At 56.8% G+C, this 15,266-nt stretch carries 26 protein-coding genes; all 26 read left to right on the forward strand.

All coding sequences use genetic code 11. From position 1 onward, the window contains the following. Positions 1 to 83 precede the first annotated feature (83 nt). The 26 genes from rpsL to secY all read left to right on the forward strand — a co-directional run bounded on the left by rpsL (position 84) and on the right by secY (position 15,256). Positions 84 to 458, forward strand: a complete 375-nt coding sequence (gene rpsL, locus BQ9846_RS08460; protein WP_043529100.1) for a 30S ribosomal protein S12 — start codon at positions 84 to 86, stop codon at positions 456 to 458. A 152-nt stretch (positions 459 to 610) separates the two neighbouring features. Next, complete coding sequence (rpsG, locus tag BQ9846_RS08465) at positions 611 to 1,081, forward strand: 30S ribosomal protein S7 (RefSeq protein ID WP_016915771.1); 471 nt, start codon at positions 611 to 613, stop codon at positions 1,079 to 1,081. Between the two features lie 108 nt (positions 1,082 to 1,189). After that, a complete protein-coding gene (gene fusA / locus BQ9846_RS08470; RefSeq protein WP_075880577.1) occupies positions 1,190 to 3,313 on the forward strand; it encodes an elongation factor G in 2,124 nt (707 codons plus the stop codon). A gap of 29 nt (positions 3,314 to 3,342) precedes the next feature. Further along, on the forward strand, positions 3,343 to 4,536 hold the full coding sequence (gene tuf / locus BQ9846_RS08475; RefSeq protein WP_075880578.1) for an elongation factor Tu: 1,194 nt from the start codon (positions 3,343 to 3,345) through the stop codon (positions 4,534 to 4,536). 171 nt (positions 4,537 to 4,707) lie between these two features. Continuing rightward, positions 4,708 to 5,019, forward strand: a complete 312-nt coding sequence (gene rpsJ, locus BQ9846_RS08480) for a 30S ribosomal protein S10 (protein WP_009098983.1) — start codon at positions 4,708 to 4,710, stop codon at positions 5,017 to 5,019. Between the two features lie 164 nt (positions 5,020 to 5,183). Beyond that, entirely contained in the window at positions 5,184 to 5,822 is a 639-nt protein-coding gene (gene rplC, locus BQ9846_RS08485) for a 50S ribosomal protein L3 (protein ID WP_075880579.1), read from the forward strand. A gap of 14 nt (positions 5,823 to 5,836) precedes the next feature. Beyond that, entirely contained in the window at positions 5,837 to 6,442 is a 606-nt protein-coding gene (rplD, locus tag BQ9846_RS08490) for a 50S ribosomal protein L4 (protein ID WP_075880580.1), read from the forward strand. After that, positions 6,439 to 6,735, forward strand: coding sequence for a 50S ribosomal protein L23 (gene rplW / locus BQ9846_RS08495; protein ID WP_075880581.1), 297 nt, complete (start codon positions 6,439 to 6,441; stop codon positions 6,733 to 6,735). The genes rplD and rplW overlap by 4 nt, the downstream gene beginning before the upstream one ends. 17 nt (positions 6,736 to 6,752) lie before the next feature. Then, on the forward strand, positions 6,753 to 7,580 hold the full coding sequence (gene rplB, locus BQ9846_RS08500; protein ID WP_075880582.1) for a 50S ribosomal protein L2: 828 nt from the start codon (positions 6,753 to 6,755) through the stop codon (positions 7,578 to 7,580). A 32-nt stretch (positions 7,581 to 7,612) separates the two neighbouring features. Beyond that, a complete protein-coding gene (gene rpsS, locus BQ9846_RS08505) occupies positions 7,613 to 7,888 on the forward strand; it encodes a 30S ribosomal protein S19 (protein ID WP_009098993.1) in 276 nt (91 codons plus the stop codon). An 18-nt stretch (positions 7,889 to 7,906) separates the two neighbouring features. Beyond that, positions 7,907 to 8,239, forward strand: coding sequence for a 50S ribosomal protein L22 (gene rplV, locus BQ9846_RS08510; protein WP_010626471.1), 333 nt, complete (start codon positions 7,907 to 7,909; stop codon positions 8,237 to 8,239). 11 nt (positions 8,240 to 8,250) lie between these two features. Continuing rightward, on the forward strand, positions 8,251 to 8,952 hold the full coding sequence (gene rpsC, locus BQ9846_RS08515) for a 30S ribosomal protein S3 (protein WP_075880583.1): 702 nt from the start codon (positions 8,251 to 8,253) through the stop codon (positions 8,950 to 8,952). A gap of 15 nt (positions 8,953 to 8,967) precedes the next feature. Then, positions 8,968 to 9,381, forward strand: a complete 414-nt coding sequence (gene rplP, locus BQ9846_RS08520; RefSeq protein WP_075880584.1) for a 50S ribosomal protein L16 — start codon at positions 8,968 to 8,970, stop codon at positions 9,379 to 9,381. Next, positions 9,381 to 9,572 (forward strand): 50S ribosomal protein L29, encoded by a 192-nt coding sequence (gene rpmC, locus BQ9846_RS08525; RefSeq protein ID WP_016915779.1) that lies wholly within the window; start codon positions 9,381 to 9,383, stop codon positions 9,570 to 9,572. The genes rplP and rpmC overlap by 1 nt, the downstream gene beginning before the upstream one ends. A 1-nt stretch (position 9,573) precedes the next feature. Further along, positions 9,574 to 9,834 (forward strand): 30S ribosomal protein S17, encoded by a 261-nt coding sequence (gene rpsQ / locus BQ9846_RS08530; protein ID WP_009099001.1) that lies wholly within the window; start codon positions 9,574 to 9,576, stop codon positions 9,832 to 9,834. A 51-nt stretch (positions 9,835 to 9,885) separates the two neighbouring features. Further along, positions 9,886 to 10,257: a 50S ribosomal protein L14 gene (gene rplN / locus BQ9846_RS08535; RefSeq protein WP_075880585.1), complete on the forward strand. Its 372-nt coding sequence runs from the start codon at positions 9,886 to 9,888 to the stop codon at positions 10,255 to 10,257. A 14-nt stretch (positions 10,258 to 10,271) separates the two neighbouring features. Beyond that, on the forward strand, positions 10,272 to 10,586 hold the full coding sequence (rplX, locus tag BQ9846_RS08540) for a 50S ribosomal protein L24 (RefSeq protein WP_054640903.1): 315 nt from the start codon (positions 10,272 to 10,274) through the stop codon (positions 10,584 to 10,586). Positions 10,587 to 10,604: 18 nt separating this feature from the next. After that, positions 10,605 to 11,144 carry a 50S ribosomal protein L5 gene (gene rplE, locus BQ9846_RS08545; protein ID WP_075880586.1) on the forward strand — a complete coding sequence of 180 codons (540 nt, stop codon included), beginning with the start codon at positions 10,605 to 10,607 and terminating at the stop codon, positions 11,142 to 11,144. Between the two features lie 10 nt (positions 11,145 to 11,154). Beyond that, entirely contained in the window at positions 11,155 to 11,460 is a 306-nt protein-coding gene (gene rpsN / locus BQ9846_RS08550) for a 30S ribosomal protein S14 (RefSeq protein WP_075880587.1), read from the forward strand. A 33-nt stretch (positions 11,461 to 11,493) separates the two neighbouring features. Continuing rightward, complete coding sequence (rpsH, locus tag BQ9846_RS08555) at positions 11,494 to 11,886, forward strand: 30S ribosomal protein S8 (RefSeq protein ID WP_075880588.1); 393 nt, start codon at positions 11,494 to 11,496, stop codon at positions 11,884 to 11,886. Positions 11,887 to 11,895: 9 nt separating this feature from the next. Further along, positions 11,896 to 12,426, forward strand: coding sequence for a 50S ribosomal protein L6 (rplF, locus tag BQ9846_RS08560; RefSeq protein ID WP_075880589.1), 531 nt, complete (start codon positions 11,896 to 11,898; stop codon positions 12,424 to 12,426). Positions 12,427 to 12,435: 9 nt separating this feature from the next. Further along, positions 12,436 to 12,786, forward strand: a complete 351-nt coding sequence (gene rplR / locus BQ9846_RS08565) for a 50S ribosomal protein L18 (protein ID WP_075880590.1) — start codon at positions 12,436 to 12,438, stop codon at positions 12,784 to 12,786. 11 nt (positions 12,787 to 12,797) lie between these two features. Further along, a complete protein-coding gene (gene rpsE, locus BQ9846_RS08570) occupies positions 12,798 to 13,298 on the forward strand; it encodes a 30S ribosomal protein S5 (RefSeq protein ID WP_075880591.1) in 501 nt (166 codons plus the stop codon). 5 nt (positions 13,299 to 13,303) lie between these two features. After that, entirely contained in the window at positions 13,304 to 13,486 is a 183-nt protein-coding gene (rpmD, locus tag BQ9846_RS08575; RefSeq protein WP_075880592.1) for a 50S ribosomal protein L30, read from the forward strand. A 3-nt stretch (positions 13,487 to 13,489) separates the two neighbouring features. After that, a complete protein-coding gene (gene rplO / locus BQ9846_RS08580) occupies positions 13,490 to 13,924 on the forward strand; it encodes a 50S ribosomal protein L15 (RefSeq protein WP_075880593.1) in 435 nt (144 codons plus the stop codon). After that, positions 13,925 to 15,256 (forward strand): preprotein translocase subunit SecY, encoded by a 1,332-nt coding sequence (gene secY / locus BQ9846_RS08585; protein WP_075880594.1) that lies wholly within the window; start codon positions 13,925 to 13,927, stop codon positions 15,254 to 15,256. The last annotated feature ends 10 nt before the right edge of the window (positions 15,257 to 15,266 follow it).

The raw sequence follows: 15,266 nt of genomic DNA on the forward strand, positions 1-15,266 counted from the left end.
AGAATGCGCAGCCTTTAACAGTGGGGCGGGTGCGCCCGCACCCATTGGAAAGGCAAGGCAACCATTGGAGTCAGCTACAGACTATGGCAACGATTAATCAGCTAGTGCGCAAGCCGCGCAAGCGCCCCGTCACCAAGAGTGACGTGCCGGCGCTGCAGGCCTGCCCGCAAAAGCGCGGCGTCTGCACCCGCGTTTACACCACTACCCCGAAGAAGCCGAACTCGGCGTTGCGTAAGGTTTGCCGTGTGCGCCTGACCAACGGCTTTGAAGTCTCTTCTTACATCGGCGGTGAAGGCCACAACCTGCAAGAGCACTCCGTCGTGTTGATTCGCGGCGGTCGTGTTAAAGACTTGCCGGGTGTGCGTTATCACACCGTTCGCGGTGCGCTGGATACCTCGGGTGTTCAGAACCGTAAGCAGGGTCGTTCTAAGTACGGTACCAAGCGTCCGAAGGCTTAATTCGGTCGTCAAGGTTCGAGAGGTAGCCGCTTAAGGGCTACCAGGCAGTCAATACGAATATGATGGTCTGATAAGAGTAAGGTCGAGCGGTGCTTTTTGATCAGCGCGTGCGTCTCGGGTTTACCTGAAGGATCCTTAATTGAGGGCTTATCATGCCTAGAAGAAGAGTTGTAGCGAAGCGCGAGATCCTGCCGGATCCGAAATTCGGAAGTGAGCGCCTAGCCAAGTTCATGAACCACCTGATGGTCAGCGGCAAGAAGTCCGTAGCTGAGCGCATCGTTTACGGTGCGCTGGACAAGGTTGCCGAGCGTAGTAAAGAAGAGCCGCTGGAGATCTTTGACAAGGCGCTGGAAACTATCCAGCCGATGGTCGAAGTGAAATCGCGCCGCGTCGGTGGTGCGACCTATCAGGTGCCGGTTGAAGTTCGTCCGTCTCGTCGTCAAGCGCTAGCGATGCGCTGGTTGGTTGACGCGGCGCGTCGTCGCGGTGAAAAAACGATGGTGCAGCGTCTGGCGGGTGAAATGCTGGATGCCGCTGAAGGCAAAGGCTCTGCGGTTAAGAAGCGCGAAGACGTGCACCGTATGGCAGAAGCCAACAAGGCGTTCTCTCACTATCGTTTCTAAGCTCGAATGTTTTTGATGTGCTGCTTGGGTGGTGGCAATGGTTTGTCACTGTAAGACCAAGCGCATATCGCAACATTTCGCGCATTGCCAACAACGGGAGTTATCACCGTGGCACGCAAGACTCCACTAAATCGCTACCGCAATATCGGTATCGTCGCTCACGTTGACGCGGGTAAAACCACGACAACCGAGCGCGTATTGTTCTATACCGGCCTGTCGCACAAGGTGGGTGAAGTTCATGATGGCGCCGCCACCATGGACTGGATGGAGCAGGAGCAGGAGCGTGGTATTACCATCACCTCTGCTGCGACCACCTGCTTCTGGCAAGGTATGAGCAAGCAGTTCGATGAGCACCGCATCAATATCATCGATACCCCAGGGCACGTTGACTTCACCATCGAGGTCGAGCGTTCCTTGCGCGTACTCGATGGTGCTGTTGTCGTTCTGTGTGGCTCCTCCGGTGTTCAGCCGCAGACCGAAACCGTTTGGCGTCAGGCCAATAAGTACGAAGTGCCGCGCATGGTCTTCGTCAACAAGATGGACCGCACCGGTGCCGACTTCTTCATGGTCGTTGATCAGCTGAAGGAGCGCCTGGGCGCGAACGCCGTGCCGATCCAGATTAACTGGGGCACGGAAGAGGACTTTAAAGGCGTCATTGACCTGATTCAGATGAAAGCTATCTTGTGGGATGAAGATAGCCTGGGGATGAATTACGACCTGGTCGATATCCCGGCGGATCTGCAAGAGACTGCCGAGAAGTACCGCGAAGAGATGGTCGAAGCGGCTGCCGAAGCGTCTGAAGAATTGATGGACAAATACCTCGAAGAAGGTGAGTTGACCATTGATGAAATCAAGGCCGGTCTTCGCCGTCGTACGCTCGATAACGAAATCGTCCTGGTGACCTGCGGCTCCGCGTTCAAGAACAAAGGCGTTCAGGCGGTACTCGACTGTGTTATCGAGTACATGCCGTCTCCGACCGAAGTTAAAGCGATCGAAGGCGAGCTGGACGACAAAGAGGGCACGGTTGATACACGCGAAGCCGATGACAGTGCGCCTTTCGCCGCGCTGGCATTTAAAATCGCCACCGACCCGTTCGTGGGTACTTTGACCTTTATTCGCGTTTACTCGGGCGTGTTGAACTCCGGCGACGGGGTATACAACTCGGTCAAGAGCAAAAAAGAGCGTGTGGGTCGTATCGTTCAGATGCACTCCAACTCGCGCGAAGAGATCAAAGAAGTGCGTGCTGGCGACATCGCCGCCTGTATCGGTCTAAAAGATGTCACCACCGGCGACACGCTGTGTGATATCAACCACAAGATCGTGCTTGAGCGCATGGAGTTCCCGGATCCGGTCATCTCGGTTGCCGTTGAGCCGAAGTCCAAGGCCGATCAAGAGAAGATGGGCGTTGCGCTGGGCAAACTGGCTCAGGAAGATCCGTCCTTCCAGGTTAAGACCGACGAAGAGACCGGTCAGACCATCATCTCGGGTATGGGTGAGCTGCACCTCGATATCATCGTTGACCGCATGCGTCGCGAGTTCAAGGTGGAAGCCAACATCGGTAAGCCGCAGGTGGCCTACCGTGAAACCATTCGCGGCAGCGTCGAGCAGGAAGGCAAGTTCGTACGCCAGTCCGGTGGTCGCGGTCAGTACGGTCACGTCGTGTTGCGTATCGAACCGCTGACTTATGAAGAGAAAGGCGAAGGGGATGACGAAATCTTCTTCAAATTTAACTCTGAAATCGTGGGCGGCGTGGTTCCCAAGGAATACGTCCCGGCGGTAGAGAAAGGGGCTTTCGAGCAGCTGCAAAACGGTGTCATCGCGGGTTACCCGATGATCGACGTTAAGGTCACGCTGTTTGACGGTTCCTACCATGACGTGGACTCTAACGAGACCGCGTTTAAGATTGCCTCTTCTATGGCAGTCAAAGAAGGTGCCAAGAAGGCGAAAGCCGTGCTGCTGGAACCGGTGATGAAGGTCGAGGTCGTGACCCCCGAAGAGTTTATGGGTGACGTCATGGGCGACCTGAACCGTCGTCGCGGTCTGGTGCAGGGCATGGATGACTCTTCCTCCGGTAAAGTCATCCGCGCAACGGTACCGCTGGGTGAGATGTTCGGTTACGCAACCGATCTGCGCTCTCAAACCCAGGGCCGTGCGAGCTACTCCATGGAGTTCGCGAAGTACGACGAGGCGCCCTCCAGCGTCGTAGAAGCCGTCATCAACCAAAACGGTTAACCGTTAGCTAACGTAAAGAGGTTATAGCAGTGGCTAAGGAAAAATTTGAACGCTCCAAACCGCATATTAACGTCGGTACCATCGGTCACGTTGACCACGGTAAAACGACCCTGACTGCGGCCCTGACTCGCGTTTCTGCTGAGGTTTTCGGCGGCGACTGGCGCGAGTTCGATACCATCGATAACGCTCCTGAAGAGCGCGAGCGTGGTATCACCATCGCAACGTCCCACGTTGAGTACCAGTCAGAAGAGCGCCACTACGCGCACGTTGACTGCCCGGGACACGCTGACTACGTCAAAAACATGATCACCGGTGCCGCCCAGATGGACGGTGCGATCCTGGTATGTTCCGCCGCTGACGGCCCGATGCCGCAGACGCGTGAGCACATCCTGCTGTCTCGTCAGGTTGGCGTTCCGTTCATCGTTGTGTTCCTGAACAAAGCGGACATGGTCGATGACGAAGAGCTCCTCGAGCTGGTCGAAATGGAAGTACGTGAACTCCTGAGCGAGTACGACTTCCCGGGTGACGACACCCCGATCATCACCGGTTCTGCCCTGATGGCGCTGGAAGGTAAAGACGACAACGGCATGGGTACAACCGCTGTTGCTAACCTGATCAAGGCGCTGGACGAGTACATTCCGGAGCCGGAGCGTGCGATCGATCAGCCGTTCCTGATGCCGATCGAAGACGTCTTCTCTATCTCTGGTCGTGGCACCGTTGTGACCGGTCGTGTAGAGCGCGGTATCGTGAAGGCCGGTGAAGAAGTGGAAATCGTGGGTATCCGCGACACCACCAAAACCACCGTTACCGGCGTTGAAATGTTCCGTAAGCTGCTCGACGAAGGTCGTGCGGGCGAGAACGTTGGTGCACTGCTGCGCGGTACTAAGCGTGACGACGTAGAGCGTGGTCAGGTACTGGCCAAGCCGGGCACCATTACGCCGCACACCGTTTTCGAAGCGGAAGTTTACGTCCTGTCCAAAGAAGAAGGTGGTCGTCACACGCCGTTCTTCAAAGGCTATCGTCCGCAGTTCTACTTCCGTACCACTGACGTTACCGGTACGTGTGAGCTGCCGGAAGGCGTTGAGATGGTCATGCCGGGCGACAACGTGAAAATGGTTGTTACCCTGATCGCGCCGATCGCGATGGACGAAGGTCTGCGCTTCGCGATCCGTGAAGGCGGTCGTACTGTCGGTGCTGGCGTTGTCGCCAAAATCGTACAGTAAGAAGATCCTTTAGGATCAAAGGGGGCTCTTATGAGCCCCCTTTTCTACGCATCAGCGAGACGCTTGGCTGAGAAACGTTTGACATGCCTCGCTGGCGTGCCTATAATGCGCATCCTTTGAATGCGTGGGTAGACGGCTCGCGCCGTCGACATCCATTGGAGTTTAAGGCAAATGCAGAACCAGAAGATTCGCATTCGGTTGAAAGCATTCGACCACCGCCTGATCGATCAGTCCACTGCGGAGATCGTTGAAACCGCAAAGCGCACTGGTGCTCAGGTTCGTGGCCCGATCCCGCTGCCGACCAATCGCGAGCGCTACACCATACTGATTTCGCCGCACGTCAACAAAGATGCGCGTGACCAGTATGAGATTCGCACTCACAAGCGTGTGCTCGATATCGTTGAGCCCACTGAGAAAACAGTTGACGCGCTGATGAAGCTCGATCTCGCCGCAGGCGTAGACGTGCAAATCAAGCTCGACTAATCACACTAGACACTCGCGGCCCAGCGCTTTTCATCACATCGATACGCACGATACGAAAAGCAGCAGCCGCCGCGCCGTGAGGCGCCACACAATGTGCTAGTGGAATGCTCTGGAAAGGGCAGCCATAGCGGGTGATAGCCCCGTACACTATAGGAGAACTGAGAATGACTATCGGTTTGGTCGGTAAAAAGGCCGGGATGACCCGCGTCTTTACCGAAGACGGTGCATCAGTGCCCGTAACCGTTATTGAAGTTGATCCTAACCGTGTTACACGCGTTAAGTCTGTCGAGTCCGACGGCTACGCGGCGGTTCAGGTAACAACTGGCTCTCGTAAAGCGAAGCACCTCACCAAAGCGCAAGCGGGTCAGTTTGCCAAGGCGGGTGTTGAAGCTGGTCGTAAATTGATGGAGTTCCGCCTGGAAGAAGGCGAGCAAGCTCCTGAAGTTGGCGGCGAACTCACCGTATCCCTCTTCGAAGCTGGTCAGATGATCGATGTGACCGGTACCTCTAAGGGTAAAGGTTTCCAGGGTGCTGTTAAGCGCTGGAATTTCCGTACCCAAGACAATACCCACGGTAACTCCCTGTCGCACCGCGCGCCGGGTTCCATCGGCATGTGTCAAACGCCGGGTCGCGTATTCAAAGGCAAGAAAATGGCCGGTCAGATGGGCAATGTCCGTTGCACCGTGCAGAGCCTTGAAATCGTCCGTGTCGACGCCGAGCGCAACCTGCTGCTAATCAAGGGCGCCGTTCCGGGAGCAACCGGCAGCGACGTTATCGTTCGCAGCGCCGTGAAAGCTGGCTGAAGGGGATATTACCAATGAATCTGAATCTTGCTGCAGGCGCGGGTACCGTTGAAGTAGCCGACGCCACTTTTGGCAAAGAATTCAATGAGGCGCTGGTTCATCAGGTTGTCACTGCTTATTTAGCCGGTGGTCGCCAGGGAACACGCGCACAGAAAAACCGTTCTGAAGTTCGCGGTGGCGGTAAGAAGCCGTGGCGTCAGAAGGGTACCGGTCGCGCACGCGCCGGCACTATCCGTTCTCCGCTGTGGCGCAGCGGCGGCGTTACCTTCGCGGCGCGTCCGCAAGACTACACCCAGAAGGTAAACCGCAAGATGTACCGCGCGGCGATGCGCTCCATTCTCTCTGAGCTGGTGCGCCAAGAGCGCTTGGTCGCAGTGGATGAGTTCACCGTTGAAGCGCCGAAGACCAAGCAGGTCGCTGCCAAGCTGAAAGAGTTGGATCTGGAAAAAGTACTGATCATCACCGAAGAGGTTGATGAGAAGCTCTACTTGGCCGCGCGCAATCTTCCCCATGTCGACGTGGTGGATGTTGCAGCCGCTGATCCGGTGAGCCTGGTCGCCTTTGATAAGGTGTTGGTCACCGTCTCCGCCCTGCGTAAATTCGAGGAGAAGCTGGCATGAACCAAGAACGCGTATTCAAGGTTCTGCTTGGGCCGCACGTGACCGAAAAGGCCGCGATGGCAGCAGAGCGCAATCAGTACGTTTTCAAAGTGGCGAGCGACGCTACCAAGCCTGAGATCAAAAAAGCCGTTGAGGCGCTGTTCGGCAAGAAAGTCGACCGCGTTCAGACGCTAAACGTCAAAGGCAAGACCAAGCGTACCGCACACGGCGTTGGCATGCGTAAAGGGTATCGCAAAGCGTATGTCACCCTGGCCGCGGGCGAAACGCTCGAAGACTTCTCTGGCGCCGAATAAGGGCAGGAGTACGGATAATGGCAATCGTCAAGACCAAACCCACATCCGCCGGTCGTCGCCACGTCGTTAAGATTGTTGGCGAGGAGCTTTACAAAGGCCGTGCGTATGCGCCGCTTTTGGAAAAGCAGTCCAAGTCCGGTGGACGTAACAACTACGGTCGCATCACCACCCGTCACGTGGGCGGTGGTCACCGTCAGCACTACCGGTTGATCGACTTTAAGCGCACCAAAGATGGCATTCCGGCCACCGTTGAGCGTTTGGAGCACGACCCCAACCGTAGCGCGCACATCGCGCTTTTGAAGTACGCCGATGGCGAGCGTCGTTACATCATTGCGCCGAAAGGCGTCAGCGCGGGTGACGTGCTGGAATCGGGTGTTAACGCGCCGATCAAAAAAGGCAATGCCTTGCCGCTGCGCAATATCCCGCTGGGTTCTACCGTTCACGGTATTGAGCTAAAGCCGGGTAAAGGCGCGCAGATTGCTCGCAGTGCCGGCACAAGCGCCCAGCTGGTTGCTCGTGAAGGTAACTACGCGACCCTGCGTCTCCGCTCTGGCGAGATGCGCAAAGTCCTGGCCGAATGTCGTGCGACCTTGGGCGAAGTGAGCAACTCCGAGCACAGCCTGCGTCAACTTGGCAAGGCCGGTGCGAAGCGCTGGAGAGGCGTGCGCCCAACCGTTCGCGGTGTCGCAATGAACCCGGTGGATCACCCACACGGTGGTGGTGAAGGCCGCACCAGCGGTGGCCGTCACCCGGTTACACCTTGGGGTGTGCCGACTAAGGGTCATAAGACGCGTAAGAACAAGCGCACCGACAAACTGATCGTCCGTCGCCGTAAGGCGCGGTGATTGAAACGCCAAGAGATTAAGGGGTAACGGCTGTGCCACGTTCACTTAAGAAAGGTCCCTTCATTGACCTTCATCTTTTGAAGAAGGTCGAGGCTGCAGTGGAAAAGAACGACCGTAAACCGATCAAGACCTGGTCGCGTCGTTCGATGATCCTACCGAACATGGTAGGTCTGACCATCGCAGTACATAACGGTCGCCAACACGTCCCGGTGCATGTCTCCGAGGAAATGGTTGGTCACAAGCTAGGCGAATTCGCTGCCACCCGCACTTATCGCGGCCATGCGGCGGACAAGAAAGCCAAACGGTAAGCCAAAGAGGATTGAGAGATGGAAGTCACAGCTAAGCTGCGTGGCGCTCGTTTATCCGCCCAGAAGGCCCGTTTGGTGGCTGACCAGGTGCGCGGTAAACCGGTCGCCGAGGCACTTGACCTTCTGACCTTCTCACCGAAGAAGGCTGCCAAGCTGGTCAAGAAAGTGCTGCAGTCCGCCATTGCAAACGCGGAAGAAAACAACGGCATGGATATCGACGAGCTGCGTGTCTCGACCATCTGCGTCGATGAGGGCATGACGCTCAAGCGTATCAAGCCGCGTGCCAAAGGGCGTGCGGATCGTATCTTGAAGCGCACCTGCCACATCACCGTTAAGGTAGCCGAGAAGTAGGAGTCGACCAGATGGGTCAGAAAGTCAATCCAACGGGCATTCGACTGGGCATCGTCAAAGACCATGCTTCTGTCTGGTATGCCGAGCGCGGCGCCTATGCCGATAAGCTCAACAATGATCTCGTAGTGCGCAGCTTCCTGGATGAGCGTCTTAAAAACGCCTCCGTTAGCCGCATTCACATCGAGCGTCCGGCGAATAACGCCCGCATCACCATTCACACTGCCCGTCCGGGTATCGTGATTGGTAAAAAAGGTGAAGATGTCGACCGTCTGCGTCGCGACCTCACCGAGATGATGGGTGTCCCGGTGCATGTGAACATTGAAGAAGTTCGCAAGCCGGAGCTGGATGCCAAGCTGGTAGCTGCTAACGTTGCGGGTCAGCTAGAGCGTCGCGTCATGTTCCGTCGTGCGATGAAGCGCGCGGTACAGAACGCCATGCGTCTAGGTGCCGGCGGCATCAAGATTCAGCTGTCAGGTCGCTTGGGTGGTGCTGAAATCGCACGTACCGAATGGTATCGCGAAGGTCGCGTTCCGCTGCACACGCTGCGTGCGGATATCGACTACGCCACTTACGAAGCTCACACCACCTACGGCGTCATCGGCGTCAAAGTGTGGATCTTCAAGGGTGAAATCCTCGGCGGTATCGAGGAAGTTCGTGCCAAGGCGAAGCAACAGCCTGCCGGCAACGCGCCCAAGAAGAAAGGTTCCAGGTAAGGGGAGAGCGAGTCGATGTTACAGCCCAAGCGTTTAAAATTCCGCAAGGTGCAGAAAGGTCGCAACCGTGGCCTAGCGCATCGCGGAAGCAAGATTAGCTTCGGGGAGTACGGCCTCAAAGCGACTGGCCGCGGACGTATCACCGCGCGCCAGATCGAAGCCGGCCGTCGTGCGATCACACGTCACGTTAAGCGTGGCGGTAAGATCTGGATCCGCGTTTTCCCGGATAAGCCGATCTCCAAAAAGCCGCTCGAAGTTCGTATGGGTAAGGGTAAAGGCTCCGTCGAGTACTGGGTCGCTCAGATCCAGCCGGGTCGGGTCTTGTACGAGATTGAAGGTGTGTCCGAGGAGCTCGCGCGTGAAGCGTTTGAGCTGGCCGCACAGAAAATGCCCGTATCCACCACCTTTGCGAAACGGACGGTGATGTGATGAAAGCCCAGGAAATTCGTGAAAAGTCAGTCGGCGAGTTGCAAGAGCAACTCCTCGAACTCCTCCGCGAGCAGTTTAACCTGCGCATGCAGAAGGCCACCGGCCAACTGAGCCAGACTCATCTGCTCAAGCAGGTCCGTCGGGATATCGCCCGCGTGAAGACTGTGCTCAACGAGAAGGCAGGTGACTGAGATGGCCGAAGAAAAGAAAGCCCGTACGCTCACCGGTAAAGTGGTGAGCGACAAGATGGATAAGTCCATCGTCGTAATGATCGAGCGTCGTGAGCGTCACCCGATCTACGGAAAATACGTTAAGCGCTCCACCAAGCTGCACGCCCATGACGAAGCGAACCAAGCGAAGGCAGGCGATACGGTCTCTATTCAAGAGTGCCGTCCGCTGTCCAAGAAGAAAGCTTGGACGCTGGTCGAGGTGGTCGAGCAGGCTAAAGGTTAACTTCCTGCGTCTGTTCAACCAGTGCAGTCAGATTAGGTTTGGAGAAAACCGATGATTCAGACTCAGACAATGCTGGATGTCGCTGACAACAGCGGAGCGCGCCGGGTGCAGTGCATCAAGGTGCTAGGCGGCTCACACCGTCGTTACGCTCGCGTGGGTGACATCATTAAAGTATCAGTAAAAGAAGCGATTCCGCGCGGCAAGGTCAAAAAAGGCCAAGTCATGAAAGCGGTAGTCGTTCGTACCAAGAGCGGCGTCCGTCGTCCTGACGGTTCGCTGATCCGTTTCGACGGAAATGCGGCGGTTCTGTTGAACAACACCAACGAACAGCCGGTCGGTACCCGTATTTTCGGGCCGGTCACTCGTGAACTGCGTAACGAAAAGTTCATGAAGATCATTTCCTTGGCGCCTGAAGTGCTGTAAGGAGCGAGGCGGATATGCAAAAGATCAAACGTGACGATGAAGTCATCGTCATCGCCGGGAAGGATAAGGGCAAGCGCGGTACGGTGAAGCGTGTGTTAGACAATCGCTTTGTCGTATCCGGTGTGAACATGATTAAACGTCACACCAAGCCAAATCCCATGGCGGGAAATCAGGGCGGTATCGTGGAGCGTGAGGCTCCGATTCACGCGTCCAACGTAGCCATCTTCAATTCGGAGACCGGTAAGGCGGATCGCGTCGGCTTCCAAGTCAAAGAAGACGGTACCAAGGTACGTATCTACAAGTCGACGCAGACGCAGATCGACGCCTAACGTGAGTCGGGTAGCAAAATGGCGAACTTGAAAGAACGTTATCAAAACGAGGTGGCAGCTCAACTCAAAGAAGAGTTTAGCTACGCCAACGTAATGCAGGTGCCGCGGATCACGAAAGTGACCTTGAACATGGGCATCGGCGACGCGGTCAGCGATAAAAAGCTGATCGACAATGCCATCGGCGACCTGGAGAAGCTCTCCGGCCAAAAGCCGCTGGTGACCAAGGCACGCAAGTCCATCGCGGGCTTCAAGGTGCGTGAAGGTTGGCCGATTGGTATCAAGGTGACCCTGCGCGCCGAGCGCATGTGGGACTTCTTGGACCGTCTGGTAAACATCGCGATTCCTCGCGTGCGTGACTTCCGTGGTCTCAACCCGAAGTCTTTCGACGGTCGCGGCAACTACTCTATGGGTGTGCGTGAACAGATCATCTTCCCGGAGATCGAGTATGATAAAATCGATCGTATCCGGGGGCTTGATGTCACTATCACCACGACCGCCAACACCGACGAGGAAGGCCGTGCGCTGCTGCGTGCGTTGAACTTCCCGTTCAAGAAATAAGGGTGGGATCATGGCCAAGAAAAGCATGGTAGAGCGTGAGCTCAAGCGCACTAAGCTGGTCGAGAAGTACGCGGCCAAGCGTGCTGAACTCAAAGCGATCATTCAGAACGTGAACGCTTCCGACGAAGAGCGCTTCGACGCGCAGCTTAAGCTGCAGCAACTGCCGCGCGACTCAAGCCCGGTACGCCAGCGTAACCGCTGCCGCGTTACCGGCCGTCCGCACGGTTTCTACAACAAGTTCGGCCTCGGCCGTAACAAGCTGCGTGAAGCCGCCATGCGTGGCGACGTCCCTGGACTCAAAAAGTCCAGCTGGTAAGTGCCACGTAGAATCATCAGGAGCGCACATTAAATGAGCATGCAAGACACTCTGGCGGATATGTTTACCCGTATCCGCAATGCGCAGATGGCCACCAAGGAGACGGTCACCATGCCGTCCTCCAAGCTGAAAGTGGAAGTGGCCCGCGTGCTGAAAGAAGAGGGCTACATCACCGATTACGCGGTGGCTGAAAGCAGCAAGCCCGAACTGTCCATTACGCTCAAGTACTTTGAGGGTAAGCCGGTTATCGACCACATCCAGCGGGTTTCCAAGCCGTCTCTGCGCCAGTACAAGGGCAAAGACACTTTGCCCAAGGTCGCCGATGGTCTGGGTATCGCGATCGTCACCACCTCCAATGGTGTGATGACCGATCGTGCCGCACGCCAGGCGGGTGTCGGTGGCGAAGTCATCTGCACCGTATTCTAGGAGGCTGGAATGTCCCGCATAGCGAAATATCCGGTTAAAGTGCCCGCCGGCGTCGACATCAAAATTGATGCTGACCAGCTGACCGCTAAAGGTGGCCAGGGCACGCTGTCTATGCCGATCCACGCGGATGTCGTGGTTGGCCAGGAAGACGGCCAGCTAACCTTCGCCCCGAGTGAGTCGGCGAAGAGCTGGGCGATGGCCGGCACCACGCGTGCCCTGGTTCAGAACCTGGTCACGGGCGTATCAGAGGGCTTCACCAAGTCTCTCGAAATTGTTGGCGTCGGTTATCGCGCTCAAGCGAAGGGCCAGACGCTCAATCTTTCACTGGGCTTCTCGCACCCGGTCGACTACCAACTGCCTGAAGGTGTCACGGCGGAAACGCCGAAGAACACCGTGATCGTGCTGAAAAGCGCGGACAAACAGAAGCTTGGTCAGTGCGCCGCGGAAATCCGCGCCTTCCGTCCGCCCGAGCCGTACAAAGGCAAGGGTGTCCGGTACGCCGACGAGCAGGTGCGTCGCAAAGAAGCCAAGAAGAAGTAAGGCAGGGTTATGAACGCGAAGAAAGAATCTCGTCTCCGTCGTGCCCGCCGTGCTCGCGCCAAAATTCGCGAGCTAGGCGCGTTCCGCCTGTGCGTCAACCGTACTCCGCGTCACATCTATGCGCAGATTATCTCGCCGGATGGTGGCAAGGTGCTGGCCAGCGCTTCTACGCTGGACAAGGCGCTTCGCGAGGGTGCGACCGGTAACTCAGAGGCCGCGACGAAAGTCGGCGCCCTGATTGCCGAGCGCGCAAAAGAAGCAGGCATCACCCAGGTGGCCTTTGACCGTGCTGGCTTTAAGTATCATGGTCGCGTCAAGGCCTTGGCCGACGCCGCTCGTGAAGGCGGCCTGGAATTCTAAAGGGTTTTACGATGGCGAAGAACGAACAGCAAAACGGCGATCTGCAAGAGAAGTTAGTGCAGGTCAACCGTGTCGCCAAGGTGGTCAAAGGGGGTCGTATTTTCGGCTTTACCGCACTGACCGTCGTTGGTGATGGTAAAGGTCGTGTCGGCTTTGGTCGTGGTAAGGCGCGTGAAGTGCCGGTGGCCATTCAAAAGGCGATGGACCAAGCGCGTCGCAACATGGTCAAGGTGAACCTCGCTGGCCACACGCTGCAGTACCCGGTAAAAGCCCGTCACGGTGCTTCCAAGGTGTACATGCAGCCGGCTTCCGAAGGTACCGGTATCATCGCCGGCGGCGCCATGCGCTCTGTACTAGAGCTCGCTGGTGTCCACGATGTACTGGCCAAGTGCTACGGTTCCACCAACCCGGTCAACGTCGTCCGCGCTACCGTTAACGGTCTCGCGTCCATGCAAGCACCGGAAGACGTGGCCGCTAAGCGCGGTCTGTCTGTCGAAGCGATTACGGGGTGAGCACCATGGCAGCTTTGATCAAGGTTACCCAGATCCGCAGCACCATCGGCGTTCTGCCCAAGCACAAGGCTACTATGCAGGGCCTAGGGTTACGTCGCATCGGTCACACGGTTGAGCTGGAAGACACCCCCGCCGTACGCGGCATGATTCACAAGGTTAACTACCTTGTGCGCGTTGAGGGAGAGTAATCCATGAAACTCAATACCTTGAGCCCGGCACCGGGCTCCAAGCAGGCTGAAAAGCGTGTTGGTCGTGGTATCGGCTCCGGTCTGGGCAAGACCGGTGGCCGTGGCCATAAAGGCCAGAAGTCACGCAGTGGCGGTAGCGTTAAGCCAGGTTTCGAAGGCGGTCAGATGCCGTTGCAGCGTCGTCTGCCGAAGTTTGGTTTTACGTCTGCCAAGTCGCTGGTGTCAGAAGAAGTACGTTTGGCGGAACTTTCGAAAGTCGCCGGTGACGACGTCACCCTGCAGACGCTGAAAGATGCCAACGTGCTGAAGGATGCAACGCGTCACGCGAAGATCATCCTTTCTGGCGAATTGAACAAGGCAGTTACCGTTCGCGGCATCAAGGTCACCAAGGGTGCCCGTGCTGCGATCGAAGCTGCTGGCGGCAAGGTAGAGGACTAAATGGCCAAGTCAGGAAATATGCCGGCGATGGGCAGCGGTCTGAGCGAACTATGGGCGCGTTTGCGCTTTGTGCTCCTCGCCATCGTGGTGTACCGCATCGGTGCCCACATCCCCGTTCCCGGTATCAATCCTGACCAGCTTGCTGCCTTGTTTAGGGAGCAACAGGGCACCATTTTGGGCATGTTTAACATGTTCTCGGGTGGTGCTCTGGAGCGCATGAGCGTCCTCGCCCTGGGTATTATGCCCTATATCTCGGCGTCGATTATCATGCAGCTGATGACTGCGGTTTCACCCCATCTTGAGCAGCTTAAGAAGGAAGGTGAGGCCGGCCGCCGCAAGATCAGCCAGTACACCCGCTACGGCACGGTGCTACTGGCGCTTGTTCAGGCCACCGGTATGTCGGTAGGCCTGGCTAGCCAAGGCATCGCGTACAGCGCTGACTTTAGCTTCTATTTCACTGCCGTGGTGACATTCGTTTCCGGTGCAGTGTTCATGATGTGGCTAGGTGAGCAGATCACCGAGAAGGGTATCGGCAACGGTATTTCACTGCTGATCTTCGCGGGGATCGTCGCTGGGCTACCCAGTGCCGTGGGGCAGGCCTTTGAGCTTGCTCGCAATGAAGGGGCCTGGAATGTTCTGCCGCTGTTAGCGTTGTCCGTGCTAGGTATTGCCACCGTGGCGTTTGTGGTCTTCATCGAGCGTGGCCAACGCCGCCTCAAGGTGAATTACCCGCGTCGCCAGGTGGGCAACAAGATGTACGCAGGTCAGAGCAGCTACTTACCGCTGAAAGTGAATATGGCCGGGGTTATTCCGGCGATCTTCGCCTCCAGCATTCTGCTCTTTCCCGCGTCGATCGGCCAATGGGTCGGTGCCGGAGACGGTATGGAATGGCTACAGCGCGCTTCGCAGGCGTTAGGACCAGGCCAGCCGCTTTACATCTTGCTTTTCGGCGCGGCGGTGGTATTCTTCTGCTTCTTTTACACAGCGCTGGTCTTCAACCCCAAGGACGTAGCTGACAATTTGAAAAAGTCAGGTGCTTTCTTGCCGGGTATTCGCCCCGGCGAGCAGACCGCTCGCTACATCGATAAAGTCATGACGCGTTTGACGTTGTTCGGTGCACTGTACATCACTGCCGTTTCCTTGATGCCTCAGTTTTTGATCGTGGCGTGGAACGTTCCGTTCTTCTTTGGCGGAACATCGCTACTGATTGTGGTCGTCGTTATCATGGATTTCATGGCGCAGGTGCAGTCGCATCTTATGTCGCACCAGTATGACTCAGTGATGAAGAAGTCCAACCTGAAAGGCTACGGTAGCGGCGGCATCATGCGCTAAGGCGCGCCGT

Origin of the sequence: Vreelandella massiliensis (genome assembly GCF_900155385.1) — a bacterium.
Classification (GTDB): Bacteria; Pseudomonadota; Gammaproteobacteria; order Pseudomonadales; family Halomonadaceae; genus Vreelandella; species Vreelandella massiliensis.

Bases quoted from the DNA above. Each gene is read 5' to 3' on its own strand.
- rpsL (WP_043529100.1), top strand. From the start codon at position 84: ATGGCAACGATTAATCAGCTAGTGCGCAAGCCGCGCAAGCGCCCCGTC.
- rpsG (WP_016915771.1), top strand. From the start codon at position 611: ATGCCTAGAAGAAGAGTTGTAGCGAAGCGCGAGATCCTGCCGGATCCG.
- rpsJ (WP_009098983.1), top strand. From the start codon at position 4,708: ATGCAGAACCAGAAGATTCGCATTCGGTTGAAAGCATTCGACCACCGC.
- rplC (WP_075880579.1), top strand. From the start codon at position 5,184: ATGACTATCGGTTTGGTCGGTAAAAAGGCCGGGATGACCCGCGTCTTT.
- rplD (WP_075880580.1), top strand. From the start codon at position 5,837: ATGAATCTGAATCTTGCTGCAGGCGCGGGTACCGTTGAAGTAGCCGAC.
- rplW (WP_075880581.1), top strand. From the start codon at position 6,439: ATGAACCAAGAACGCGTATTCAAGGTTCTGCTTGGGCCGCACGTGACC.
- rplB (WP_075880582.1), top strand. From the start codon at position 6,753: ATGGCAATCGTCAAGACCAAACCCACATCCGCCGGTCGTCGCCACGTC.
- rplV (WP_010626471.1), top strand. From the start codon at position 7,907: ATGGAAGTCACAGCTAAGCTGCGTGGCGCTCGTTTATCCGCCCAGAAG.
- rpsC (WP_075880583.1), top strand. From the start codon at position 8,251: ATGGGTCAGAAAGTCAATCCAACGGGCATTCGACTGGGCATCGTCAAA.
- rplP (WP_075880584.1), top strand. From the start codon at position 8,968: ATGTTACAGCCCAAGCGTTTAAAATTCCGCAAGGTGCAGAAAGGTCGC.
- rpmC (WP_016915779.1), top strand. From the start codon at position 9,381: ATGAAAGCCCAGGAAATTCGTGAAAAGTCAGTCGGCGAGTTGCAAGAG.
- rpsQ (WP_009099001.1), top strand. From the start codon at position 9,574: ATGGCCGAAGAAAAGAAAGCCCGTACGCTCACCGGTAAAGTGGTGAGC.
- rplN (WP_075880585.1), top strand. From the start codon at position 9,886: ATGATTCAGACTCAGACAATGCTGGATGTCGCTGACAACAGCGGAGCG.
- rplX (WP_054640903.1), top strand. From the start codon at position 10,272: ATGCAAAAGATCAAACGTGACGATGAAGTCATCGTCATCGCCGGGAAG.
- rplE (WP_075880586.1), top strand. From the start codon at position 10,605: ATGGCGAACTTGAAAGAACGTTATCAAAACGAGGTGGCAGCTCAACTC.
- rpsN (WP_075880587.1), top strand. From the start codon at position 11,155: ATGGCCAAGAAAAGCATGGTAGAGCGTGAGCTCAAGCGCACTAAGCTG.
- rpsH (WP_075880588.1), top strand. From the start codon at position 11,494: ATGAGCATGCAAGACACTCTGGCGGATATGTTTACCCGTATCCGCAAT.
- rplF (WP_075880589.1), top strand. From the start codon at position 11,896: ATGTCCCGCATAGCGAAATATCCGGTTAAAGTGCCCGCCGGCGTCGAC.
- rplR (WP_075880590.1), top strand. From the start codon at position 12,436: ATGAACGCGAAGAAAGAATCTCGTCTCCGTCGTGCCCGCCGTGCTCGC.
- rpsE (WP_075880591.1), top strand. From the start codon at position 12,798: ATGGCGAAGAACGAACAGCAAAACGGCGATCTGCAAGAGAAGTTAGTG.
- rpmD (WP_075880592.1), top strand. From the start codon at position 13,304: ATGGCAGCTTTGATCAAGGTTACCCAGATCCGCAGCACCATCGGCGTT.
- rplO (WP_075880593.1), top strand. From the start codon at position 13,490: ATGAAACTCAATACCTTGAGCCCGGCACCGGGCTCCAAGCAGGCTGAA.
- secY (WP_075880594.1), top strand. From the start codon at position 13,925: ATGGCCAAGTCAGGAAATATGCCGGCGATGGGCAGCGGTCTGAGCGAA.